Origin of the sequence: Streptomyces sp. NPDC093586 (assembly GCF_044764905.1) — a bacterium.
Classification (GTDB): Bacteria; Actinomycetota; Actinomycetes; order Streptomycetales; family Streptomycetaceae; genus Streptomyces.
This window is the reverse complement of the sequence record NZ_JBIWJA010000021.1, coordinates 1-24,438: the sequence shown is the minus strand read 5'-3', so window position 1 is coordinate 24,438 and position 24,438 is coordinate 1. Positions and strand designations below refer to the sequence as shown.

General features: G+C 70.9%; 21 protein-coding genes and 2 tRNA genes. 20 read left to right on the top strand and 3 right to left on the bottom strand.

Annotated features, from left to right (window positions below; all coding sequences use genetic code 11):
• Window positions 1-9 precede the first annotated feature (9 nt).
• The 9 genes from ACIRFH_RS21785 to ACIRFH_RS21745 all read left to right on the top strand — a co-directional run bounded on the left by ACIRFH_RS21785 (window position 10) and on the right by ACIRFH_RS21745 (window position 8,256).
• Window positions 10-462 (top strand): TIGR02611 family protein, encoded by a 453-nt coding sequence (locus ACIRFH_RS21785; RefSeq protein ID WP_403523177.1) that lies wholly within the window; start codon window positions 10-12, stop codon window positions 460-462.
• A 79-nt stretch (window positions 463-541) separates the two neighbouring features.
• Window positions 542-613 (top strand) — tRNA-Val (locus tag ACIRFH_RS21780).
• Between the two features lie 399 nt (window positions 614-1,012).
• Window positions 1,013-2,302: an ABC transporter substrate-binding protein gene (locus ACIRFH_RS21775; RefSeq protein ID WP_403523174.1), complete on the top strand. Its 1,290-nt coding sequence runs from the start codon at window positions 1,013-1,015 to the stop codon at window positions 2,300-2,302.
• On the top strand, window positions 2,302-3,303 hold the full coding sequence (locus ACIRFH_RS21770; RefSeq protein ID WP_403523172.1) for a carbohydrate ABC transporter permease: 1,002 nt from the start codon (window positions 2,302-2,304) through the stop codon (window positions 3,301-3,303). Before ACIRFH_RS21775 ends, ACIRFH_RS21770 begins: the two co-directional genes overlap by 1 nt.
• Complete coding sequence (locus ACIRFH_RS21765) at window positions 3,300-4,190, top strand: carbohydrate ABC transporter permease (protein WP_403523169.1); 891 nt, start codon at window positions 3,300-3,302, stop codon at window positions 4,188-4,190. Before ACIRFH_RS21770 ends, ACIRFH_RS21765 begins: the two co-directional genes overlap by 4 nt.
• Window positions 4,191-4,202: 12 nt before the next feature.
• Window positions 4,203-4,802, top strand: coding sequence for a hypothetical protein (locus tag ACIRFH_RS21760; protein WP_403523167.1), 600 nt, complete (start codon window positions 4,203-4,205; stop codon window positions 4,800-4,802).
• 103 nt (window positions 4,803-4,905) lie between these two features.
• Window positions 4,906-7,644, top strand: a complete 2,739-nt coding sequence (locus ACIRFH_RS21755; RefSeq protein WP_403523164.1) for a Tat pathway signal sequence domain protein — start codon at window positions 4,906-4,908, stop codon at window positions 7,642-7,644.
• Window positions 7,645-7,683: 39 nt separating this feature from the next.
• Window positions 7,684-8,145, top strand: coding sequence for an SRPBCC family protein (locus ACIRFH_RS21750; protein WP_403523162.1), 462 nt, complete (start codon window positions 7,684-7,686; stop codon window positions 8,143-8,145).
• Between the two features lie 39 nt (window positions 8,146-8,184).
• Window positions 8,185-8,256 (top strand) — tRNA-Val (locus ACIRFH_RS21745).
• 49 nt (window positions 8,257-8,305) lie between these two features.
• Here the strand turns inward: ACIRFH_RS21745 and ACIRFH_RS21740 are convergent.
• Window positions 8,306-9,031, bottom strand: coding sequence for a 3'-5' exonuclease (locus tag ACIRFH_RS21740; RefSeq protein WP_403523160.1), 726 nt, complete (start codon window positions 9,029-9,031; stop codon window positions 8,306-8,308).
• 171 nt (window positions 9,032-9,202) lie between these two features.
• Between ACIRFH_RS21740 and ACIRFH_RS21735 the strand changes: the two genes are divergently transcribed.
• The 4 genes from ACIRFH_RS21735 (at window position 9,203) to ACIRFH_RS21720 (ending at window position 13,761) form a co-directional block, all read left to right on the top strand.
• Window positions 9,203-9,769, top strand: coding sequence for a DUF4365 domain-containing protein (locus tag ACIRFH_RS21735; protein WP_403523157.1), 567 nt, complete (start codon window positions 9,203-9,205; stop codon window positions 9,767-9,769).
• Window positions 9,766-10,995: a hypothetical protein gene (locus tag ACIRFH_RS21730; protein ID WP_403523154.1), complete on the top strand. Its 1,230-nt coding sequence runs from the start codon at window positions 9,766-9,768 to the stop codon at window positions 10,993-10,995. Before ACIRFH_RS21735 ends, ACIRFH_RS21730 begins: the two co-directional genes overlap by 4 nt.
• 91 nt (window positions 10,996-11,086) lie before the next feature.
• Entirely contained in the window at window positions 11,087-13,063 is a 1,977-nt protein-coding gene (gene thrS, locus ACIRFH_RS21725; protein ID WP_403523151.1) for a threonine--tRNA ligase, read from the top strand.
• Between the two features lie 149 nt (window positions 13,064-13,212).
• Window positions 13,213-13,761, top strand: a complete 549-nt coding sequence (locus tag ACIRFH_RS21720; RefSeq protein ID WP_403523149.1) for an HIT family protein — start codon at window positions 13,213-13,215, stop codon at window positions 13,759-13,761.
• A gap of 39 nt (window positions 13,762-13,800) precedes the next feature.
• Here ACIRFH_RS21720 and ACIRFH_RS21715 read toward each other — a convergent pair whose 3' ends face one another.
• Both ACIRFH_RS21715 and ACIRFH_RS21710 read right to left on the bottom strand, forming a co-directional pair.
• Entirely contained in the window at window positions 13,801-15,462 is a 1,662-nt protein-coding gene (locus ACIRFH_RS21715; RefSeq protein WP_403523146.1) for a hypothetical protein, read from the bottom strand.
• Between the two features lie 264 nt (window positions 15,463-15,726).
• Window positions 15,727-17,925, bottom strand: a complete 2,199-nt coding sequence (locus ACIRFH_RS21710; protein ID WP_403523143.1) for an elongation factor G-like protein EF-G2 — start codon at window positions 17,923-17,925, stop codon at window positions 15,727-15,729.
• A gap of 201 nt (window positions 17,926-18,126) precedes the next feature.
• On the opposite strand from ACIRFH_RS21710, the gene pgsA reads away from it, so the two are divergent.
• The 7 genes from pgsA (at window position 18,127) to ACIRFH_RS21675 (ending at window position 24,315) form a co-directional block, all read left to right on the top strand.
• Window positions 18,127-18,852, top strand: a complete 726-nt coding sequence (gene pgsA / locus ACIRFH_RS21705; protein ID WP_403523436.1) for a phosphatidylinositol phosphate synthase — start codon at window positions 18,127-18,129, stop codon at window positions 18,850-18,852.
• The gene (locus ACIRFH_RS21700; RefSeq protein ID WP_403523140.1) at window positions 18,849-19,778 is read left to right on the top strand and encodes a phosphatidylinositol mannoside acyltransferase; all 930 of its coding nucleotides are present in this window, start codon (window positions 18,849-18,851) and stop codon (window positions 19,776-19,778) included. Before pgsA ends, ACIRFH_RS21700 begins: the two co-directional genes overlap by 4 nt.
• A complete protein-coding gene (locus ACIRFH_RS21695) occupies window positions 19,775-20,941 on the top strand; it encodes a glycosyltransferase family 4 protein (RefSeq protein ID WP_403523138.1) in 1,167 nt (388 codons plus the stop codon). The genes ACIRFH_RS21700 and ACIRFH_RS21695 overlap by 4 nt, the downstream gene beginning before the upstream one ends.
• A gap of 166 nt (window positions 20,942-21,107) precedes the next feature.
• Window positions 21,108-21,647, top strand: a complete 540-nt coding sequence (locus tag ACIRFH_RS21690; RefSeq protein ID WP_403523136.1) for a hypothetical protein — start codon at window positions 21,108-21,110, stop codon at window positions 21,645-21,647.
• 299 nt (window positions 21,648-21,946) lie between these two features.
• Window positions 21,947-22,894, top strand: a complete 948-nt coding sequence (gene pdxS / locus ACIRFH_RS21685; RefSeq protein ID WP_403523133.1) for a pyridoxal 5'-phosphate synthase lyase subunit PdxS — start codon at window positions 21,947-21,949, stop codon at window positions 22,892-22,894.
• Between the two features lie 12 nt (window positions 22,895-22,906).
• Window positions 22,907-23,515: a pyridoxal 5'-phosphate synthase glutaminase subunit PdxT gene (gene pdxT / locus ACIRFH_RS21680; RefSeq protein WP_403523130.1), complete on the top strand. Its 609-nt coding sequence runs from the start codon at window positions 22,907-22,909 to the stop codon at window positions 23,513-23,515.
• Between the two features lie 47 nt (window positions 23,516-23,562).
• Window positions 23,563-24,315, top strand: a complete 753-nt coding sequence (locus tag ACIRFH_RS21675; RefSeq protein WP_356554000.1) for a YebC/PmpR family DNA-binding transcriptional regulator — start codon at window positions 23,563-23,565, stop codon at window positions 24,313-24,315.
• The last annotated feature ends 123 nt before the right edge of the window (window positions 24,316-24,438 follow it).

Sequence of the window (24,438 nt, the reverse complement as noted above, 5' to 3'; positions counted from 1 at the left end):
TTTGACTGTATGAACACGGGGAGTGACAAGCCAGGCGATGCCGTCGTGGCACAGGACCGATCGGGGACGGACGGTGCCCCGGAGGAGCGTGCGCTCGGCTCGCGGGCGCCGGAATTCATCAAAGCGCGCCGTGCCCTGCATGTCAGCTGGCAGGTCGGCGTTTTCGTCGTGGGGCTCGCGGTGGTCGTGGTCGGCATCATCATGCTGCCGCTCCCGGGACCGGGCTGGGTCGTGATCTTCGGCGGCATGGCGATCTGGGCGACCGAGTTCGTGTGGGCCCAGCTGGTGCTGCGCTGGACCAAGCGCAAGGTCACCGAGGCGGCGCAGCGGGCGCTGGATCCCAGGGTGCGGCGCCGGAACATCATCCTGACCTCGGTCGGCGTGGTGATCATCGGCGTGCTGGCCGGGATCTATCTGTGGAAGTTCGGTCTGCAGATGCCCTGGAAGATCAAGGACCAGTGATCCGCGGCGGGGGCGCGGGCCTCCGGCCCCCGCTGGTCACGGGCACCCCCTGACATGGGGTAATGTTCTTCCTGCGTCCGGGCGATTAGCTCAGTGGGAGAGCGCTTCGTTCACACCGAAGAGGTCACTGGTTCGAACCCAGTATCGCCCACCGGATCATCAGGCGGCCCGGCTCACCGATCGTGAGCCGGGCCGCTCTGTCGTGTGCGCGGGCGGGCGGTCGTTTCGCGCGCGAGCGGCCGTGCCCGACCGGACCGAGAAGGTGTGCGGCCGTTCCGCTTCGGCCTTCCTTCATTCAACCGTGACCTTCGGCGGTGCGGGCTCCGTCGGGGGTATCGGTGTTCGGCCGGCCGGTCCGCACCGTGTCGACCTGCGGTTTTCCCTTCGCGTCGGCCTCGGGGGCCGTGACCGCCGTCGCCGTCGCCCGCTCCCGCGCCCCATCAATTCCTGTCCGAATCATTGACGTCCCCGTGGGCCGTCCGTAACTTGTGCCAGCAAGCGCTTACTTGAAACGATTCATGGGGCGACGCGACGGCGCGGGGAGGCTCATATGCAGCAGAACAGGAATGTGGAGAGGCGGACGATCCTCAAGGCGGCGGGGGCCTCGCTGGCCGTCGCGGGGCTGGGTGCCACGGCCACCGCGTGCGGCGGCGGCACCGGAGCGGGAGACGGGACGGTGACGATCCGTTACTCCTGGTGGGGTGCCGAGGACCGGGCCGAGCGGATCAACAAGAGCATCGCGCTCTTCGAGAAGAAGTACCCGAAGATCAAGGTCAAGACCGACTTCCAGCAGTACACCGACTTCTGGAAGAAGTTCAACACCCAGGCCTCCGGCGGGAATCCTCCGGACGTCTTCCAGAATGCCATCGGATTTCTCCGCAAATACGACGCGAAGAATGTCCTGCTCGACCTGAGCGACCAGGTCGAGGCGGGCAACCTCTCCCTGGCCGGTTTCCGGGCGGGCCTGGAGAAGTTCGGCGAGATCGACGGCAAGCTCCTCGGCGTGCCCGTCGGTTCCAACTCGATGGCCCTCGTCATCGACAAGCACGTCTACACCCGGGCCGGCGTCACGCCCGAACAGGGCTGGACCTGGGACGACTTCGACGAGGCGATGAAGAAGATCCGCGACAGGACCGGCCGGGCCGGGGACAGCGGCATGTACGGCGTCATGTACCTCTACGACCTGTACCTGCGTCAGAACGGCAAGGCCTTCTTCACGAAGGACGGACTCGGCTTCACCGAGGCCGACCTGACCCAGTGGTGGACCAAGGCGGAGAAGAGCCTGAAGTCCGGCCTGGTCGCCGACCCGAAGAAGGTCGTCCAGGTCAAGCCCAAGTCGGCGGTCGCCGCGGAACTCGCGGGCAGTGAGTTCACCTGGGACAACTTCACCGTCCGCTACACCTCGGAGGGCAAGAGCGAGTACGGCCTCGCGCCCATCCCCACCACGGACGGCAAGAAGACCGGCCAGTACCTGGGCTCCCTGATGCTCAGCGGCTCCAAGCGCACCCAGCACCCCAAGGAAGTCGCCCAGTTCATCGACTTCATGGTCCACGACCCCGAGGTCGCCAAGATCATGGGGTACGACCGCGGCGTCCCCGCGACGCAGGCCCAGTACGACGCCTACCAGCCGACCGACCCGGTCAACAAGGCGATCGCCGCCTACGAGGAGTCCCTCGTGAAGGCGGGCGTCCTGCAGCCCATCACCCCGCACCCGAACGGTGCCGACATCTGCGAGGCCGCGTTCCTGCGCATCGCCGAGGAGATGGCACTGGGCAAGCGGTCCGTGGACGACGCGGTCGAGCAGTTCTTCAACGAGTCGAAGACGGCTCTCGCCGGCTGATGGGAAGCGCCGTGACACACGCCCCCGCGATGGAGGACCTGGCCCGGAACTCCGAGCCGCGGCACGGTCCGGTGAAGTCTCCGAGCCCCGCCGCCCTGAAGCGCCGGCGGCGCCGGGACAACCTGGCCGGCTACCTCTTCATGTCCCCCTGGATCGCCGGTTTCCTGCTGCTGACGGCAGGACCGATGATCGCCTCCTTCTACTTCGCGTTCACCGACTACGACCTGTTCGACACACCCCGGTGGATCGGCCTGGACAACTTCTCCGAGATGTTCGGCGACCCCCGCTGGCGCCACTCGGTGCAGGTCACGCTCTGGTACGTCGTCGTCGGCACGCCGATCAAGCTGATCGCCGCACTCGGTGTCGCGCTGCTGCTGGCGCAGAAGCGGCGCGGGCAGGCCTTCTACCGGGCCGCCTTCTACGCCCCCTCCCTGATCGGCGCGAGCGTGTCCATCGCCATCGTGTGGAAGGCGATCTTCTCGGACGACGCGGCCGTCGACCGCACCCAGCAGCTCTTCGGGATCGACGTCGGCGGCTGGACCGGTGACCCGGACCTGATCATCTACAGCCTGGTCGCGCTCACCGTCTGGCAGTTCGGCGCACCCATGGTCATCTTCCTGGCCGGCCTCAAGCAGGTGCCGCGCGAGCTGTACGAGGCGGCCGACGTGGACGGGGCGGGCAAGCTGCGGCAGTTCTGGAACATCACCCTGCCGATGATCTCCCCGGTCCTCTTCTTCAACGTCCTGCTGGAGACGATCCACTCGTTCCAGATCTTCAGCTCGGCGTACATCGTCGGCGGCGGTGCCGGAGGCAACGCCTGCGGCCCGGCCGACGGCTCGATGGTCTATACCTGTTATCTGTACGTCCAGGGCTTCGAGAACAGCCGCATGGGCCTGGCCTCCGCCATGGCGTGGATGCTGCTCGTCGCGGTCGCCCTGGTGACGGCGGTGCTGTTCTGGTCCCAGAAGCGCTGGGTGCACTACGAGGAGGGCGGCCGATGAGCGCGCAGGCCACCGACGTCACGCCGGCCCGGTCCACGACGGGAGCGCTGCGGCGCAGGATGCCGGGCTCGCTCGCCTGGCACATCGGGTCGCTGGCGATCCTCGCGGTGATCCTCTACCCGGTGATCTGGGTGATCGGCGGCTCGTTCAAGAAGAGCGAGGACATCGTCGGCAGCCTGGACCTCTTCCCGGCCGATCCGGTCGTCTCCAACTACACGAGCCTCGCCGACGGCATCGCGGACATCTCCGTCTCCACCTTCTTCTTCAACTCCCTCTTCCTCGCGGTCGGCTCGGTCGTCGGGATCCTGGCGTCCTGCTCGCTCACCGCGTACGCCTTCTCGAAGATCAGATTCGCGGGCCGCAATCTGCTCTTCACCCTGATGATCGGCACCCTGCTGCTGCCGTACCACGTCCTGCTGATCCCGCAGTACGTCCTGTTCCGCAACATGGGCATGATCAACACGTACACCCCGCTGCTGCTGGGGAAGTACCTCGCCACGGAGGCGTTCTTCGTCTTCCTCATGGTGCAGTTCATGCGCAACCTGCCCAGGGAACTGGACGAGGCGGCCCGCCTCGACGGCTGCGGACACTTCCGCATCTACTGGTCGATCGTGCTCCCGCTGTGCCGCCCGGCGCTCATCACCAGCGCGATCTTCACCTTCATCAACTCCTGGAACGACTTCATGGGTCCGCTGATCTACCTCAACGAACCCGGCAAGTACACCGTCTCCCTCGGTCTGAAGATGTTCGTGGACCAGGAAGGGCTGGCCAACTACGGCGGCATGATCGCCATGTCGCTCGTCGCGCTGCTGCCCGTCCTCGCCTTCTTCCTGGCCTTCCAGCGCTACCTGATCGACGGCATGGCGACGTCCGGTCTGAAGGGCTGAGGTGAACCGATCATGACCGAGGTGCGCGCAAGGGTCCGTGCGGAACGCGGGGAGTCACGGCTCGCCGAGCGGTTCGCGCTGTTCGCCGAGTGCCTGCTGACCGGGGTGTGGATCGCGGTGGCCTCGCTGCCGCTGGTCACCTGTCCCGCCGCGTTCGCGGCAGGCGCGCGGCACCTCGGACGCCGGCTCGCCCACGAACGGGGCGGCCTGCGCGAGTTCACGGCCGATTTCCGGGCCGCGCTGCGCGGGGGGTGGCTCGTCGGACTCGCGGGATGGGCCGTCCTCGCCGCGGTGTGGGTGGACGTGCAGGCCGTGCGCAACGGGCTGCCCGGCGGCCCGTTGGTCGGCGTCGTCGGGGTGCTCGCCCTGATCGGCGCGGCCGTGGCCGGGTTGCGTGCGGCGGCGGCCTGGCGGCCCGGCGCCTCCTGGCGCTCCCTTCTCGCCGGGGCCGGCCGCCGCACCGTACTCGACCCCGTCGGCTCCTTCCTGATCGTGGGCGGGCTGGCCCTGGTGGTCTGTTCCGCCTGGTTCAGCGTGCCGCTCGGGATCGCCGTGCTGGGCGCCGTCGCGGCGGCGGCCGTCGCCGTGGAGGAGCGTTACCGGCACCGCTGACCAGCGGTGTGCCCCGTACCGAGGTCGGCGCCCCGGCGCCGCACCTCTCTCTGTCATGCCCTTGACATCCCCTTGCTGTCGCACGGAACGGAAAGGAAAGGCCATGTCCCCCATCCCCCGCAGATCCCTCCTCAAGGCGGCCGCCGTGGCCGGCGCCACCGCCCAGTTCAGCTGGGCGCTCGGCGCCAGGAACGCCCAGGCCGCACCCGCCGCCCGGGCCGCCGACGACAGCCCCGTCACCCTGACCTGGCTGGAGGACGGCGGCCTGGGCGCCGCCCCCGGCTCCACCGTCGGCGTCCCCTGGCCCAAGGGCACCTACCGGGAGGACCAGTCGTTCGCCGTGACGGACGCGGACGGCAAGGCCGTACCCGTGCAGTCCTGGCCCCTCGCGTACTGGCCCGACGGCTCCCTGAAATGGACCGCGCACGCAGTCGGTTCCGGCAAGGGCGAACTCACCCTGACCGCCGGTACCCCCGCCGCACCCGCCGAGAAGGTCACCGTCACCCGGCACGGCGGCACCATCGACATATCGACCGGCGTCATCACCGCCAGGATCGGCACGTCCGGCGCCACGCTGATCAGATCGGTCACCAGAGGCTCCACCGAGATCGCGAAGAACGGCCGCCTCGTCCTGCTGCGCCAGCCCGAGATCGAGGACGGCGACCAGGGCACGGTCAAGTACGAACGCTTCGACGGAGCGATCACCGAGGTGAAGGTCGAGCAGGAGGGCCCGGTGCGTGCCGTCGTCCGCATCGACGGCAAGCACCGCAAGGGCGACCGGAGCTGGCTGCCGTTCTCCCTCCGCCTCTACTTCTACGCGGGCGCCGACTCCTTCCGCATGGTGCACACCATCACGTTCGACGGCACCCAGGAGCCCGGCAGGGCGAGTGGCGACTTCATCCGCGGCCTCGGCGTCCGCTTCACCGTGCCGATGCGCGACGCGGCCTACGACCGCCACATCCGCATCGGCGGCGAGGGCACCGGCCTGCTGCGCGAGGCCGTCAAGGGCATCACAGGACTGCGCCGCGACCCGGGAGCCGCCGTGCAGGCGGCACAGTTCGCCGGCGAGAAACTGCCCGACCCGTCCACCTGGGACCAGCGGGTCACCACACGCCTGCAGTACATCCCCGAGTGGGGTGACTACACCCTCTCCCAGCTCTCCGCCGACGGCTTCACCGTGCGCAAGCGCACCAAGAAGGGCCACGGCTGGATCGGCGCGGGCGGCGGCCGGCGCGCCTCCGGCTTCGGCTACGTCGGCGGCGCGAGCGGCGGCCTCTCCTTCGGCCTGCGCGACTTCTGGGAGAAGTACCCCGCCCAGCTCGACGTCCGCGACGCCCACACCGACGAGGCCGAGGTCACCCTCTGGCTCTGGTCGCCCGAGGCCCAGCCCATGGACCTGCGCTTCTACCACGACGGCATGGGCCAGGACACCTTCGCCGAACAGCTCGAGGGCCTCAACATCACCTACGAGGACTACGAACCCGGCTTCGGCACCCCCTACGGCATCGCCCGCACCTCGGAACTGCTGTTCTGGGCCAACGCCGCCACCCCGAGCGCCGAGACGCTCGCCCGGCAGGTCGAGGCCGTCCGCGTCCTGCCGCAGCTCGCCGCCCCGCCCCAGCAGCTCATCAAGGCCGGGGTCTTCGGACGCGGCCTCTACTCCGAACCCGACCGCTCCACCCCCGCCAAGGCGAAGATCGAGGACCACCTCGACTTCCTCTTCACCTACTACAAGGACCAGGTGGAGCAGCGCCGCTGGTACGGCTTCTGGGACTACGGCGACATCATGCACACCTACGACACGGCCCGGCACCAGTGGCGCTACGACGTCGGCGGCTACGCCTGGGACAACTCCGAGCTCTCCCCGGACCTGTGGCTCTGGTACGCCTACCTGCGCTCCGGCCGCGCCGACATCTTCCGCTTCGCCGAGGCCATGACCCGGCACACCGGCGAGGTCGACGTCTACCACCTCGGCAAGTGGGCGGGCCTCGGCACCCGGCACGGCGTCCAGCACTACGCCGACAGCGCCAAGCAGCAGCGCATCGCCAACACCACCTACCGGCGCTTCTACTACTTCCTCACCGCCGACGAACGCGTCGGCGACCTCATGCGGGCCAACGTCGACTCCGACGAGACCTTCCTCGTCCTCGACCCCCAGCGCAAGGTCCGCCCCGACCCCGACTACACGCCCGACCCGCACGCCCTGTCGATCGGCTTCGGCACCGACTGGAGCGGCCTGGTCTCCGCCTGGCTGACCGAGTGGGAACGCAAGGGCCCGAAGTGGCAGAAGGCCAGGGCCCGCGTCCTGTCCACCATGGAGACCATCGCCGCCCAGCCCAACGGCTTCGTCCAGGGCAGCGGCCTCTACGACCTGGACACCGGCAGGTTCGCCATCGCCGAGAAACCCGTCGTCGCCGTCTCGCACCTCTCGGCGGTCTTCGGACTGAACGAACTGTGCGCCGAACTCATCGACCTCGTCGACATGCCGAAGTTCAACGAGGCGTACTACGACTACTGCCGCTACTTCAACGCCTCCAAGGCCGAACAGACCGCCCGCTACGGCAGCAACTTCGGCAGCCTGATCCTCTTCCAGGGCCACTCCCGCCTCGACGCCTACGCGGCCGTCCGGACCGGGGACGACAAGCTGGCCAGGCGCGCCTGGGACAAGTTCTACAACTCCGACGGCTACAAGGAGTCGGCACCCTGGAAGACGGAGAAGCTGAGCGGCCCCGTCGCCCTGGTGCCGGGCAGCGAGGCGAGCTGGGTGTCCACCAACGACACCGCGCTCTACGGCCTCGCCGCCATCGAGAACCTCGCACTCCTGGGGGACAGGATGCCGTAGCCCGCACGTGACGGGGGCGGACGCGGGCACACTCCACGGGTGGACTGGAACCATTACGTCTTCCGCAGCCTGTGGACCCTGCCCGCGCCCGCCCCCGCCGTCTACCGCGAGCTCGAACGCATCGAGGACTATCCCCGCTGGTGGCCCCAGGTGCGCGAGGTCACCCGCCTCGACGACGCCGGCGCCGTCCTCCGGATCCGCTCCCTCCTCCCGTACGGCCTGACCCAGACCGCGCGGGAGCTGCGGCGCGACCCGGCGGCCGGCGTGCTCGAGGTCTCCCTGTCCGGCGACATCGAGGGCCGGGCCCGCTGGACGGTCGTCCCCGACGGCACCGGCGGCAGCAGGGTCCGCTACGACCAGGAGGTCGACGTCCGCAAACCCCTGCTGCGCCGCCTCGCCGTGCCGGGGCGGCCCCTGTTCCGGGCCAACCACCGGCTGATGATGCGGGCCGGCCGGCGCGGGCTGGCGGCCCGCCTGTCCGATGGTCCGGAAGCGGTTTGAAGGAACCGTGCCGCTCCCTGTATTGTTCAGTGCGTTCCCGGGCGATTAGCTCAGTGGGAGAGCGCTTCGTTCACACCGAAGAGGTCACTGGTTCGAACCCAGTATCGCCCACCCGGAAAGAGGCCGGTCCGTCGTGCGACGGACCGGCCTCTTCGTGTGATCACGCCGCCGCCGGCAGGTCCGGACGCAGGGGCCAGGCCGGGTCCACGGCCTCCTCGGTCCCGTTGAGCGCGAACCACGCCTGCAGTCCCCGGGCCTGTCCCGCGTGCCACACCGCCTGGAGCGTGTGCAGCTCGGCGGGGGACAGCCGCCCCAGCCGCGCCTGGAAGCGGCGCCCCAGCGCCCGGACGACCCCCAGCGCGGCCTGCGCGTCGGCCGCCGCGTCGTGCGCTCCCTCCAGCTCCACGCCGTAGTGCGTGCACAGGTCGGTGAGAGTGCGGCGGCCCTTGCGGTAGCGGTCCAGGTGTTTGTCGAGCACGCGCGGATCCAGGACGTGCAGCGACGTCCGCTCCAGCCGGGCGGCCAGCGACGAGGCCCGGTGGCGGCGCAACTCCCGGTCCAGCAGCGTGAGGTCGAACGGCGCGTTCATCACCACGAGCGGACGGCCGGCCCGGGCCTGCTCGCCGATCGCCTCGGCTATCTCGTACATCACCGGCGCCGGCCAGCGGCCGTTGCGCTGCAGATGCTCCTCCGTCAACCCGTGCACCGCCGTCGCGGCCTCGGGCACCGGCACCCCCGGGTTCACCAGCCAGCGGCTGACCCGGGGCCTGAGCCCCGGGGCGTCCTGGACGACCAGGGCCGCCGACACGATCCGGTCGGTCTCGACGTCCACACCCGTCGTCTCCGTGTCGAAGGCGGCCAGCGGCCCCTCGAACCAGCACGTCATAGGGCACTCAACTCCTCGTCCGGACACGGCAGCCGACGCGCCGTCTTCTGTCCCGGTTCGGTGATACCCGGGCTGTTTGCGGCGTACGCCGGAAGGACACAACAGGAGTACGGGTCTTTGCAGTTCAGCGACCCACAGCGCGATCTCACCAGTTCTGGAAGGCTGTTGGCCATGGCCGTAGCGCAGCCCGAACGGGGCGGGCTGCTGCCCGAGTGCACGGCGCCCACTCGCGGTTCCCTCGCCACCACCGCCTGCATGGAGACCCTGCAGGTCGGCTATCTGCACGCGGTCGCCGCCGCGGCCGGCTGCTCGTTGTCCCAGCCCTTCCCGGACAACGGCATCGACTGGCACGTCAGCCACAGCGCACCCGGGCACACCGTCGACGACGAGGTCACCATCAAGGTGCAGCTCAAGGCGACCTACCAGATCCCGCCGAGCCCACCGGGCCGCTTCTTCTCCTTCACCCTCGACAACGACCACCTGGCCAAGCTCGCCCGCACCCCGGTGTCGGTGCACAAGATCCTGGTCGTGATGATCGTCCCGCGCTCCCGCGACAAGTGGCTGCGCGCCGGCCACGACCGGCTGGACCTCAGGCACTGCTGCTACTGGACCAACCTCGCCGGACACCCGGTCACGGGCCGGCGGCGCACCACCGTGCGGATACCGACCGCACGGGTCTTCGACGACCGGGCGCTGTGCGAGATCATGACGCGGGTCGGGACGGGAGGGAAACCATGACGCACCGCCCCACCCACGAACCCCTGCGCCCGGTCCGGACACACCCCGCCGACACCGGCGGCACCGCCTGGGACGGCGGGGTGCCCGAGCCCGCCGCCGTCGACCCGGCCGTGCTCGCCGCCCTGCTGCACCGGCACGGCTGGCACCGGCGCGGCGCCGTCCCTGGCCGCTACGCCCGCTGGACCCCGCCCGGCCCCGGCGGCGGTGCCACCAGCCTGCTGGTGCCCGACAGCCGCGCCTTCCCCGACAGCGACGACCTGCTCGCCGAGGCACTGCTCGCTCTCTCCCGCAGCGGCACGCCCTCCGCCCGCGAGATCCTCGTCTCCCTCGCCGTACCCAGCGACGAGATCCGCTGGTCGCGCGACCTACCGACCGGCCCCGCGGGCACCGCGTCCTGGACGGTGGAGGAGCACCTGCGCTCCGCCGCCCGGGGCGTTCTGCTCGCCGGCGCCCTCGCCACCCGCGCACGGGCCGGCTACCACGGAGCCCGGCACCGTCGCGCCGCCGCCGCGTCCCTGGCGAACGTCCTGGTCGGCCCCGCCCCCGACGGCCGCCGGCTCACCGCCTTCGTGCCCGTCACCACCGGCCGCCCCCTCGCCGTCCGCCTCCACCAGGCCCTCTTCGCCGCCCGTGAGGCCGTCGACTACCGGCGGGCCACCGGCGCCATGGACGCCTTCGACAGCGCCGTCGCGGCAGGCGTCAGCCACGAACTCACCGAGGCGCTCGTCGCCCTCGTCCGCGGCACCGAGGGCGCCCGCGTCGCCGTCGCCTGGGCCCCGGCCGCCGGTGTCCCCGAGGGCTGCGCCACCTCCGCCGAACCCGTCGAGTTCTCGCCCGGCGACCTGCCCGCCCTGCGCGAGGCCGGCGCCCGCTACCTGCGCGCGGAGCCCTCCGTGCCGGTGCGGCTCACCGGCACGGTCGTCCGGATGCGCAGAACCGGGCCGCGCGGCGCCGGCACCGTACGGCTGCGGGTGCTCGCCGGGGCCGACGTGCCGCACGTGCGGATCACGCTGGACGAGGAGGCGTACCGGATCGCCGGACACGCGCACCTGGTCGGGCTGCCCGTGCGCGTGCTGGGGCGGCTGGAGAGCCGGGGCGGGTTCCGCCGCCTCACCGGCGCCTGCGAGGTCACCCCCGTGCAGGTCGACGACGCCGAGCGGGACCGGCTGCTCAAGGCCCTCCAGGAGAACCTGGACGTCTTCGGGGAGGCCTGCGGCGGGGAATGATTTCGACCTGGGCGGGCCCGGGTCGGTACGATCGCCCTCATGCGTGCGCTCCGGTATGGCGCCGCTGCCCCACTTCAGTCAGGAGAGACCGGTGTCAGACGTCCGTGTGATCATCCAGCGGGATTCCGAGCGGGAAGAACGCGTGGTGACTACGGGCACTACGGCCGCCGAGCTCTTCGCCGGCGAGCGTTCGATCGTCGCCGCCCGCGTCGACGGGGAGCTGAGGGACCTCGCGTACGAGCCGAAGGACGGCGAGACCGTCGAGGGCGTCGAGATCTCCTCCGAGGACGGCCTGAACATCCTGCGCCACTCCACCGCGCACGTCATGGCCCAGGCCGTGCAGGAGCTGTTCCCCGAGGCCAAGCTGGGCATCGGCCCGCCGGTCAAGGACGGCTTCTACTACGACTTCGACGTGGAGAAGCCCTTCCACCCCGATGACCTCAAGGCCATCGAGAAGCGCATGCAGGAGATCCAGAAGCGCGGCCAGCGCTTCTCGCGCCGCGTCGTCACCGACGACGAGGCCCGCGAGGAGCTCGCCGACGAGCCGTACAAGCTGGAGCTGATCGGCCTCAAGGGCTCCGCGTCCCACGACGACGGCGCGGACGTCGAGGTCGGCGCCGGCGAGCTGACGATCTACGACAACCTGGATGCCAAGACCGGCGAGCTGTGCTGGAAGGACCTCTGCCGCGGTCCCCACCTGCCCACCACCCGGAACATCCCGGCGTTCAAGCTCATGCGCAACGCGGCCGCCTACTGGCGCGGCAGCGAGAAGAACCCGATGCTCCAGCGCATCTACGGCACCGCCTGGCCGACCAAGGACGAGCTGAAGGCGCACCTGGAGTTCCTCGCCGAGGCCGAGAAGCGCGACCACCGCAAGCTCGGCAGCGAGCTGGACCTGTTCTCCATCCCGGAGCAGATCGGCTCCGGTCTCGCCGTCTTCCACCCCAAGGGCGGCATCATCCGCCGGGTCATGGAGGACTACTCGCGGCGCCGCCACGAGGAGGAGGGCTACGAGTTCGTCTACACCCCGCACGCGACGAAGGGGAAGCTCTTCGAGACCTCGGGCCACCTGGACTGGTACGCCGACGGCATGTACCCGCCCATGCAGCTCGACGAGGGCGTGGACTACTACCTCAAGCCCATGAACTGCCCGATGCACAACCTGATCTTCGACGCGCGGGGGCGGTCCTACCGCGAACTGCCACTGCGCCTGTTCGAGTTCGGGACCGTGTACCGGTACGAGAAGTCGGGTGTCGTGCACGGCCTGACCCGGGCCCGCGGCTTCACCCAGGACGACGCGCACATCTACTGCACCCGGGAGCAGATGTCGGAGGAGCTCGACAAGACGCTCACCTTCGTGCTGAACCTGCTGCGCGACTACGGTCTGACCGACTTCTACCTGGAGCTGTCCACCAAGGACCCGGAGAAGTTCGTCGGCACCGACGAGGCCTGGGAAGAGGCCACCGAGACGCTGCGCCAGGTCGCCGAGAAGCAGGGCCTGCCCCTGGTCCCGGACCCGGGCGGCGCTGCCTTCTACGGCCCGAAGATCTCTGTGCAGGCCAAGGACGCCATCGGCCGCACCTGGCAGATGTCGACCATCCAGCTCGACTTCAATCTGCCGGAGCGCTTCGACCTGGAGTACACCGGCCCCGACGGCGGTAAGCAGCGTCCGGTCATGATCCACCGTGCGCTGTTCGGCTCGATCGAGCGGTTCTTCGCGGTGCTGCTGGAGCACTACGCGGGCGCGATGCCGCCGTGGCTCGCCCCGGTGCAGGCGGTCGGCATCCCGGTCGGCGACGCGCACGTCGAGTACCTGGAGCAGTTCGCGGCGGAAGCGAGGAAGAAGGGGCTGCGGGTCGAGGTGGACTCCTCCTCGGACCGCATGCAGAAGAAGATCCGCAACCAGCAGAAGCAGAAGGTCCCGTTCATGATCATCGTCGGGGACGACGACATGAACGCCGGTACGGTGTCGTTCCGCTACCGCGACGGCTCGCAGGAGAACGGGATCCCCCGCGACCAGGCGCTGGCAAAGCTCGTTGATGTGGTGGAGCGTCGCACACAGGTGTGATCTGTTCCCCGCCTGAGCGGGGTGCTCCGATGCAGGAGATCCAGAACCGTGGACAGCGGTTGTGCTCCCCGCCGATGCGGGGGTCGGCCCCCGAGGAGCTACCTCGGGGGCCTTTCCCGCTGCTCCCGACGACGCCATATGCTGCACGCATGACGAGTGAGCCGGAGCAGCAGATCGGAGTGGGGACGCCGGACGCGTTCCAGCGCCTGTGGACGCCCCACCGGATGGCCTACATCCAGGGCGAGAACAAGCCGAGCGGCCCCGGCGCCGACGACGGCTGCCCCTTCTGCTCGCTCCCGGCCAAGTCCGACGAGGACGGGCTGATCGTCCGGCGCGGCGAGCTGGTCTACGCGGTGCTCAATCTGTATCCGTACACCGGCGGCCACCTGATGACGGTGCCCTACCGGCACGTCGCCGACTACACCGACCTGACCGACGCGGAGACGGCCGAGCTGGCCGCGCTGACCAAGCAGGCGATGACGGCCCTGCGGACCGCCTCCGGCGCGCACGGGTTCAACATCGGCATGAACCAGGGCACGGTGGCCGGCGCGGGGATCGCCGCCCATCTGCACCAGCACATCGTGCCGCGTTGGGGCGGCGACACGAACTTCATGCCGGTCGTCGGCCACACGAAGGTGCTGCCGCAGCTGCTGGGGGACACCCGCACGATGCTGGCGAAGGCCTGGCCGGCGGGCTGATCGACGCGCCCGTAGGCCTCCGGCCGGACCGCCGGAGGCCTACGCGTCGTAGACGTCCGCCTTCTTCGGCGTCGGATCCTGCACCGCCGTGCTCAGGAACGCCGACCGCGCCCCGAACTTCTCCGTGTCCACGCCGTTCTCCGCCAGGACCTTGATGGCCGCCGAGTGCACCGCCCGCAGCACCGGCGTCGCCGCCCGCAGCGCGTCGTCGGCCATGAAGCGGTGCCGCCAGGGCTGGTCCGCCCACGCGTGCCGCAGGCCGAAGGGCTCGGGCAGGCCGATCGTGCCGCCGAGCCAGTTCAGCAGGGGCGGGTACCAGGTGAGCGGGGCGCGGACGGCGAGGCGTACCACCTCGTTGGCGGTGACCAGCGGGAGCATCACCTTGCGGGTCTCCCACGGCTTGAACGACTTGGCGACCTCCTTGGAGGGGGCCTCCGGTTTGGTCGTGAAGAGGGAGTTGACCGGGCCCAGGGCGTGGCCGGTGACCTCGATGCGCAGCGTGGCGTGCAGTACGGTCACCGTGATCATCATCGTGAGGACCAGCTGGCCGTCCCACAGAGTCCACTGCACGCCCAGATAGTGCCGGTCGCCGGCACCGAACTGCTGCTTGTTGCAGATCTCCTGGACGGCGTGCGGCTTGACCTGGTACGCCTCGACGTCCGTGCCCTCCGGACGGGACACCGCCTTGGCGTTCTCCCCGATCGGCGTGACGATCCAGTGCCGTATGGACGGCTTGGTGAAGCCGCCGGTGTTCAGCGGGCCGCGCTGGAGCATGCTGAGCTGGTCGTGGACGGCCCGTATGACGTCCCAGCTGCGGAACGGGTGGATCTCCCGGGACGGGTCGGCCGGCACCAGTTCCTCGGCGAGCTGCCAGCTGCCCCACCGGGTGCCCATGCCGAGGATGCCCTTGGGGCCGGCGTAGAAGACGGAGTTGGACTGCTGCTCGGCGCCGAGCTTGGCGAAGGACTGGCGCAGTTGCTCGGCCGCGGTCTCGTTCGGGTTGCTGGGGACGGCTTCGGGCACCTTGGCGCCGATGCCGCTGCCGGACAGCAGGCCGTCCCAGCGTTCGCGCAGGTCCCTGGCGGTGCTCTCGCAGATCCGCTTGGCCCAGAACCAGCCGACGACGGGCATCACGACGGCCGCGCGCGCGTACCAGGCCCAGAGGCCGGAGAACGGCATCTTGATCAGGAACAGCACGGCGAGGGCGGCGATCGCCACGAGGACGGCGGTGCCCAGGGTGCCGGCCTGCTTGTTCTCCGCCTTGGCGACGGTGGTGCGGATCTGGAAGCCGAGCAGCCAGACCAGCATGCCGGGGAGGAACAGCAGGCCGCACAGCACGCTGACCATGGTGAGCCGGCGGTCGCGGGCCTTGCGGATGCCGTTGGCCGCCAGGCAGTGCTCCACGACCACCTGCGGCTCGGCCCCGAAGGACTGGATGAGCGGCTTGCGGTCACCGCCGAGCATGCGGTCGGCCACCGCGCGGGAGAAGGCCTCGCCGAGGTTGGGGCGGAAGATGGTGGCCCAGGAGCGGCCCGCGTTGACGGTCGTCTGGTGCCACTCGTTGTCGGCCTTCTTGATCTCCTCCACCGGGTTGTCCCGGTAGGCGGCCGAGGCCAGCGCGAAGGTGGCCGTCTGCCCCCCGTCGTCCGTACGCGGAACCTGCGGTCCGAAGAAGTCCGCGTAACCGCCGTCAACGGTCATTCCCGCCCCCGATCGCCACCACTGTCGCTCCTGCGGCCTTCCCGACTTCTCCGCCCCGCACACCTGTTGATCAGGTCATCAGCGTATCCGTAGCCGGCGGCATGCGTCACCGGACGGCCAAAGGCGCCCCCACGCGCGCGGGTTGACACCCGGGCGCGCCGTCGTGCGCCGGGGTGGCGGGCCTCCGGCGCGGGGCGGCCCGCGCCGGTTCCCGAAGTGCCGCGGCCCGCTCCGGCAGCGCCGCGGCCGGTGTGCGAAGTGCCGTCACGACACCGCGTGCACCTCCTCGCGCAGCCGTTCCGCGACCTGCTGCGGCATCGGTTCGTGCCGTGCGTAGCGGCGGTCGAAGCGTGCGGTGCCGTGCGACAGGGAGCGCAGGTCCACCGCGTACCGGCCGATCTCGATCTCGGGCACCTCGGCCCGGATCAGGGTCCGCCCGCCGGCCGTCTGCTCGGTGCCCAGCACCCGGCCGCGCCGCCCCGACAGGTCGCTCATCACGGCGCCCACGTAGTCGTCGCCGACCAGCACGCTCACCTCGGCCACCGGCTCCAGCAGGTGGATCCGGGCGCCCGCCGCGGCGTCCCGCAGCGCCAGCGCGCCGGCCGTCTGGAAGGCGGCGTCGGAGGAGTCCACCGAGTGCGCCTTGCCGTCCAGCAGCGTGACGCGGACGTCGATCAGCGGATGGCCCGAGGCGACGCCCTTGGCCGCCTGGGCCCGCACGCCCTTCTCGACCGACGGGATGAACTGCCGGGGCACCGCCCCGCCGACGACCTTGTCCACGAACTCGATGCCCGAGCCGCCGGGCAGCGGTTCCACCTCGATCTCGCAGATGGCGTACTGCCCGTGCCCGCCGGACTGTTTGACGTGCCGCCCGCGTCCGGTCGCCTTGCCGCCGAAGGTCTCCCGCAGGGGCACCTGGTGGGGGACGACGTCGACCTGGACGCCGTAGCGGCTGCGCAGCCGTTCCAGGGCGACGTCCGCGTGGGCCTCGCCCAGGCACCACAGGACCACCTGGTGGGTGTCCTGGTTCTGCTCCAGCCGCATCGTCGGGTCCTCGGCGACCAGCCGGGCGAGCCCCTGGGAGAGCTTGTCCTCGTCGGGTTTGCTGTGCGCCCGGATGGCGAGCGGCAGCAGCGGGTCGGGCATCTGCCAGGGGGCCATCAGCAGCGGGTCGTCCTTGGCCGACAGCGTGTCCCCGGTCTCGGCGCGGCTCAGCTTGGCCACGCACGCCATGTCGCCCGCGATCACGTGCGTGACCGGCCGCTGCTGCTTGCCGAACGGCGTCGACAGGGCGCCGATCCGCTCGTCGACGTCGTGGTCCTCGTGACCGCGGTCGGCCAGGCCGTGCCCGGAGACGTGCACCGTCTGGTCGGCGCGCAGGGTGCCGGAGAAGACGCGGACCAGGGAGATGCGGCCGACGTACGGGTCGGAGGACGTCTTGACGACCTCGGCGACCAGGGACTCGTCGGGGTCGCACATCCGCAGCTCGCGCGGTGCGCCGTCGGGCGTGGTCACCCGGGGCGCCTCGCGTTCCAGCGGTGTCGGGAAGCCGCGGACGATCAGGTCCAGCAGTTCGACCGTGCCCAGGCCCTGCCGGGCGCCCTCGGCGGCGGGGGCGGCGGCCAGGACGGGGAAGAAGGCGCCGCGCGCGACGGCCCGCTCCAGGTCCTGGATCAGGGTCTTGACGTCGATCCGCTCGCCGCCGAGGTAGCGGTCCATGAGGGTCTCGTCCTCGCTCTCCGCGATGATCCCCTCGATGAGCCGGTTGCGGGCCTCCTCGATCAGCGGCAGCTGGTCCCCGACCGGCTCGGACTCCTCGCGCACGCCGGAGGAGTAGTCGAACAGCCGCTGCGTCAGCAGCCCCATCAGCCCCGTCACGGGCGCGTGCCCGTCGGGTGCCTGCGGTCCGCGCAGAGGCAGGTAGAGCGGCAGCACGGCGTCGGGGTCGTCCGCGCCGAAGGCGTCCGCGCAGATCCGCGTCATCTCCTCGAAGTCGGCCCGCGCCGCCTCCAGGTGCGTGACGACGATGGCGCGCGGCATGCCGACGGCGGCGCACTCCTCCCACACCATGCGGGTGGAGCCGTCCATCCCGTCGGAGGCCGAGACGACGAAGAGGGCCGCGTCCGCGGCGCGCAGACCGGCCCTGAGCTCACCGACGAAGTCGGCGTATCCGGGGGTGTCCAGGAGATTGATCTTGATGCCGTCCCATTCGACCGGCACCAGGGAGAGCTGTACCGAGCGCTGCTGCCGGTGCTCGATCTCGTCGTAGTCCGAGACGCAGCCGCCGTCCTCGACGCGGCCGGCCCGGTTCACGGCTCCCGCGGTCAGCGCGAGGGCCTCCACCAGAGTCGTCTTGCCCGATCCGGAGTGGCCGACCAGCACCACATTCCGTACGGACGCGGGGTGGTCGGCCGCCGTTGCCCTGCCGGCGGCTCCGGGGTGGGTATGTGCTTTCTCGCCCATGTCCTTGCCTCCCGTGCACGGTGAGGTCGTTGTGGGCGCGGACGCGCGGGACCGCGTGCACTGGCGGCTCCGGCGACGCCCGCGGTCCTTCGAGATTCCCACTCCCGTCACGCCGCGTCCATACGAGGGACGCACCCCGGTCCCGGTCGGGGCGCCGGGGTGCGGGTGCCCGTCCGCCGTGCACGCGCGCGCGTGACTACGATGGGCCAGCCGGTGGCCAGCAAGGGCCGCGCGGCCACACCGACCGTCGGGAAGGCCATGCTGAACAAGTACGCGCGTGCATTTTTTACGCGTGTCCTCACACCGTTCGCCGCGTTTCTCATCCGCAGGGGCGTCAGCCCGGACACGGTCACGCTCATCGGCACCGCCGGTGTGGTCGCGGGGGCGCTGGTCTTCTACCCCATGGGCGAGTTCTTCTGGGGCACGGTCGTGATCACGCTGTTCGTCTTCTCCGACCTCGTCGACGGCAACATGGCACGCCAGCTCGGCCGCTCCAGCCGCTGGGGCGCCTTCCTGGACTCCACCCTGGACCGGGTCGCCGACGGCGCGATCTTCGGCGGCTTCGCCCTCTGGTACGCGGGCCACGGCGACGACAACGTGCTGTGCGCCGTGTCGATCTTCTGCCTGGCCAGCGGCCAGGTGGTGTCGTACACCAAGGCGCGCGGCGAGTCGATCGGCCTTCCGGTCGCCGTCAACGGGCTGGTCGAGCGCGCCGAGCGCCTCGTCGTCTCCCTGGTCGCGGCCGGTTTCGCGGGCCTGCACAAGTTCGGCGTGCCCGGCATCCAGTACCTGCTGCCCGTCGCCCTGTGGATCGTCGCCGTCGGCAGCCTCGTCACGCTGGTCCAGCGGGTCGTCACCGTCCGCCGGGAGTCCGCCGAGGCGGACGCCGCGGCGCAGGAGGACCAGGGCACCGAGGCGACGCAGTGAGCGCTCGGGAGCGGCTGTCCGACGCCCTGTACGGCGCCGGCTGGAGCACCGTCAAGAAGCTTCCCGAGCCGGTCGCGGTGCGGTTCGGCCGCACGGTCGCGGACCTCGCCTGGAAGCAGCGCGGCGCGGGCGTACGGCGGCTGGAGAGCAACTACGCGCGCGTGGTGCCGGGCGCGGGTCCGGAGCGGCTCGCGGAGCTCTCGCGCGCGGGCATGCGCTCGTACCTGCGCTACTGGATGGAGTCCTTCCGGCTGCCCGCCTGGAGCGCCGAGCGCGTCAGGGCGGGCTTCACCCCCGAGGACCTGCACCACCTGACGGAGGGCATGGACGCGGGCAAGGGCGTGATCCTCGCCCTGCCGCACCTGGCCAACTGGGACCTCGCCGGCGCCTGGGTCACCACCGAACTGGGCATCCCGTTCACGACCGTCGCCGAGCGCCTGAGGCCGGAGACGCTCTACGACCGCTTCGTCGCCTACCGGGAGGGCCTCGGCATGGAGGTCCTGCCGCACAGCGGCGGCACGGCCTTCGGCACGCTGGCCCGCAGGCTGCGCGACGGCGGTCTGGTCTGCCTGGTCGCCGACCGCGACCTGTCCGCCTCCGGGGTGGAGGTCGACTTCTTCGGCGAGACGGCCCGCATGCCGGCCGGCCCCGCCCTGCTCGCCCAGCAGACCGGGGCGCGGCTGCTGCCGGTGACGCTCTGGTACGACGACTCGCCGGTCATGCGGGGCCGGGTCCATCCGCCGGTCGAGGTGCCCGGGTCGGGTACGCGGCGCGAGAGGACGTCCGTCATGACACAGGCGCTGGCCGATGCCTTCGCCACGGGGATCGCCGGCCATCCGGAGGACTGGCACATGCTCCAGCGCCTGTGGCTGAAGGACCTCGACCCGGCCAAGGCGCCGGCCCCCGGCGAGCGGGACGCCTCGTGAGGATCGGCATCGTCTGCCCGTACTCCTGGGACGTGCCGGGCGGCGTCCAGTTCCACATCCGCGATCTCGCCGAGTACTTCCTCCGCCTCGGCCACGAGGTGTCCGTCCTCGCCCCCGCCGACGACGACACCCCGCTGCCGCCGTACGTCGTCTCGGCCGGGCGCGCGGTGCCGGTGCCGTACAACGGCTCGGTGGCCCGCCTGAACTTCGGTTTCCTGTCGGCGGCGCGGGTGCGGCGCTGGCTGCACGAGGGCGCGTTCGACGTCATCCACATCCACGAGCCGACCTCGCCGTCACTGGGTCTGCTGACCTGCTGGGCGGCGCAGGGCCCGATCGTGGCCACCTTCCACACGTCCAATCCGCGCTCGCGGGCGATGATCGCCGCGTACGCGATCCTCCAGGCGGCCCTGGAGAAGATCAGCGCGCGGATCGCGGTGAGCGAGTACGCCCGGCGCACGCTGGTGGAGCACCTGGGCGGGGACGCGGTCGTCATCCCGAACGGCGTCGACGTCGGTTTCTTCGCCGGGGCGGAGCCGAAGCCCGAGTGGCAGGGCGACACGATCGGCTTCATCGGGCGCATCGACGAGCCCCGCAAGGGCCTGCCGGTGCTGATGCGGGCCCTGCCGAAGATCCTCGCCGCCCGCCCGGGGACCCGGCTGCTGGTCGCGGGGCGCGGCGACGAGAAGGAGGCGGTGGCCTCCCTGCCCGCCGAGCTGCGCCCCCGGGTGGAGTTCCTCGGCATGATCAGCGACGAGGACAAGGCCCGCTTCCTGCGCAGCGTCGACCTGTACGTGGCGCCCAACACCGGCGGCGAGAGCTTCGGCATCATCCTCGTCGAGGCCATGTCGGCGGGCGCCCCCGTGCTCGCCTCCGACCTGGACGCCTTCGCCCAGGTCCTCGACCAGGGGGCGGCCGGCGAGCTGTTCGCCAACGAGGACGCCGACGCGCTGGCCGAGGCGGCGATACGGCTGCTGGGGGACCCGGAGCGCCGGGCCGAGCTGCGGGAACGGGGCAGCGCGCACGTACGGCGCTTCGACTGGTCGACGGTGGGCGCGGACATCCTGTCCGTCTACGAGACGGTGACGGCGGGCGCGGCGGCGGTGGCGGCGGACGAGAGGGCGACGGGCCTGCGGGCACGTTTCGGCCTGGCGGCGAAGGACTGAACGCCGGGTTCGTGTCCAGCCCGTCCCGGGGGGCACCCCCTCCGGGGAAGCTTCGCGGACGAGGCCGTTCGGGCCGGGGCGGGGCCCCGGGGCGACGGCCCCCGGCGACGCCCACCGCGGAGGCACCCGGCCGACCCGGCGGAGCGCTCCCGTAGGGTTGCCGCCCGTGACGTTCACCCTCATCTGGATCCTGGTCGTCCTCATCGCGATCGGCCTGTACCTGAGCTGGACGGCGGGGCGGCTGGACCGGCTGCACGCCCGGATCGACGCCGCCCGTGCCGCGCTCGACGCCCAGTTGCTGCGCAGGGCTTCCGTGGCCCAGGAGCTGGCCACCTCGGGTGTGCTGGACCCGGCCGCCTCGATCGTCCTGTACGAGGCCGCGCACGCCGCCCGGCAGGCCGAGGAGGAGCAGCGGGAGGTGGCCGAGAGCGAGCTGAGCCAGGCCCTGCGGGCGGTGTTCGAGGACCCCCGGCAGGTGGAGGCGGTGCGCGAGGCGCCCGGGGGAGAGGAGGCGGCCCGCGAACTGACCGAGGCGGTCCGGAAGGTGCCGATGGCCCGCCGCTTCCACAACGACGCCGTGGGCGCCGCCCGCCGCCTGCGTGAACACCGCAAGGTGCGCTGGTTCCGGCTGGCCGGACACGCGCCCTTCCCGCTGGCCTTCGAGATGGACGACGAGCCGCCGGCGGCGCTGGTGGACAGGGCCTAGTGCCGCCACAGGCGCCGTTCGCCCCGTCGCGGCGCCCGGCACGTTCTCCCGGAGGGGGTGCCCCCACTCGCCGCACCGGACGAACGCCCGCGTACGTCCAGTACGAGGGCTTCCGGCCGGCACTCCCCCAGCCTCCGGCCGGGGGACCCCCGGAGCACGCACCGGACGCCACTCCTCACCGGGCGAACGTCGCCTGCCGCGGTACCTAGCCGCGGTCCCCGGCGTCTCCACCGGGAAAAGGATCCACCGGCTGTCCATTGGCCCTTGCTGTGGCCTGGTCCACTCGCGTTTCCTCGGTGATGCAGAAACCCCCCGTTCTCATCAGTGAGGTACCCGTGTCCAGCACGCTCTCCGAAAACCAGGCCCCCGAGACCGGCACCGCCCGTGTGAAGCGCGGCATGGCCGAGCAGCTCAAGGGCGGCGTGATCATGGACGTCGTCACGCCGGAGCAGGCGAAGATCGCCGAAGACGCGGGCGCCGTCGCCGTCATGGCCCTGGAGCGGGTGCCCGCGGACATCCGCAAGGACGGCGGCGTGGCCCGCATGTCCGACCCGGACATGATCGAGGGCATCATCGACGCGGTGTCGATCCCCGTGATGGCCAAGTCCCGCATCGGCCACTTCGTCGAGGCCCAGGTCCTGCAGTCCCTCGGCGTGGACTACATCGACGAGTCCGAGGTCCTCACCCCGGCCGACGAGGTCAACCACTCCGACAAGTGGGCCTTCACCACCCCCTTCGTCTGCGGGGCCACCAACCTCGGTGAGGCCCTGCGCCGCATCGCCGAGGGCGCGGCCATGATCCGCTCCAAGGGCGAGGCCGGCACCGGCAACGTCGTCGAGGCCGTCCGCCACCTGCGTCAGATCAAGAACGAGATCGCCCGCCTGCGCGGCTACGACAACAACGAGCTGTACGCCGCCGCCAAGGAACTGCGCGCCCCGTACGAGCTGGTCCGCGAGGTCGCCGAGCTGGGCAAGCTCCCGGTGGTCCTGTTCTCCGCCGGCGGTGTCGCCACCCCCGCCGACGCCGCGCTGATGCGCCAGCTCGGCGCCGAGGGCGTCTTCGTCGGCTCCGGCATCTTCAAGTCCGGCGACCCCGCCAAGCGCGCCGCCGCCATCGTGAAGGCCACCACCTTCTACGACGACCCGAAGATCATCGCGGACGCGTCCCGCAACCTCGGCGAGGCCATGGTCGGCATCAACTGCGACACCCTCCCCGAGGCCGAGCGCTACGCCAACCGCGGCTGGTAAGGCACCGGACCCATGAGTGACACCCCCGTCATCGGCGTCCTGGCCCTCCAGGGCGACGTACGGGAGCACCTCGTCGCCCTGGCCGCGGCAGACGCCGTGGCCAGGTCGGTCAGGCGCCCCGAAGAACTCGCCGAGGTCGACGGCCTCGTGCTGCCCGGCGGCGAGTCCACCACCATCTCCAAACTGGCCGTCCTCTTCGGCGTGATGGAACCCCTCCGCGCGCGTGTGCGCGGCGGCATGCCCGTCTACGGCACCTGCGCCGGCATGATCATGCTGGCCGACAAGATCCTCGACCCGCGTTCCGGTCAGGAGACGGTCGGCGGCATCGACATGATCGTGCGCCGCAACGCCTTCGGACGGCAGAACGAATCCTTCGAGGCGGCCGTCGACGTCACGGGCGTGGAGGGCGATCCTGTCGAGGGCGTCTTCATCCGCGCCCCCTGGGTCGAGTCCGTGGGCGCCGCGGCCGAGGTGCTCGCCGAGCACGACGGCCACATCGTCGCGGTCCGCCAGGGCAACGCGCTGGCCACGTCGTTCCACCCGGAACTGACCGGCGACCACCGCGTCCACCGCCTCTTCGCCGACATGGTGCGCGCGAAGCGGGCGGCGGAGTCCTTGTAGGATTCCTGCGTTCGTTCAAAGACGGGTTACGCGAAGGAGACAGGCAGATGTCCGGCCACTCTAAATGGGCCACGACGAAGCACAAGAAGGCCGTCATCGATGCCAAGCGCGGCAAGCTCTTCGCGAAGCTGATCAAGAACATCGAGGTCGCGGCCCGCATGGGGGGCGCCGACCCCGAGGGCAACCCGACGCTCTACGACGCCATCCAGAAGGCGAAGAAGCAGTCGGTCCCCAACAAGAACATCGACTCCGCGGTCAAGCGCGGCGCGGGCCTGGAGGCCGGCGGCGCCGACTACGAGACGATCATGTACGAGGGTTACGGCCCCAACGGTGTCGCGGTGCTCATCGAGTGCCTCACCGACAACCGCAACCGCGCCGCCTCCGACGTCCGCGTCGCCATGACCCGCAACGGCGGCTCCATGGCCGACCCGGGATCGGTGTCGTACCTGTTCAACCGCAAGGGCGTCGTGATCGTCCCCAAGGGCGAACTGACCGAGGACGACGTGCTCGGTGCCGTCCTGGACGCGGGCGCCGAGGAGGTCAACGACCTCGGCGAGACCTTCGAGGTCATCAGCGAGGCCACCGACCTGGTCGCGGTCCGCACCGCCCTCCAGGACGCCGGCATCGACTACGAGTCCGCCGACGCCAACTTCGTCCCGACCATGCAGGTCGAACTGGACGAGGAGGGTGCCCGGAAGATCTTCAAGCTGATCGACGCCCTCGAGGACAGTGACGACGTGCAGAACGTCTTCGCCAACTTCGACGTCAGCGACGAGGTCATGGAGAAGGTCGACGCGTAGCGCGCGCGACGGCGTTCCGGCGGGGCCGGGGGGCCATTGCCCCCCCCCCCCCCCCCGGGGGGGGGGGCCCCCCCCCGCGCGACAAAAAAAGTTTTGGGGGGGTGGGTGGGGGGGGGGGGTTTT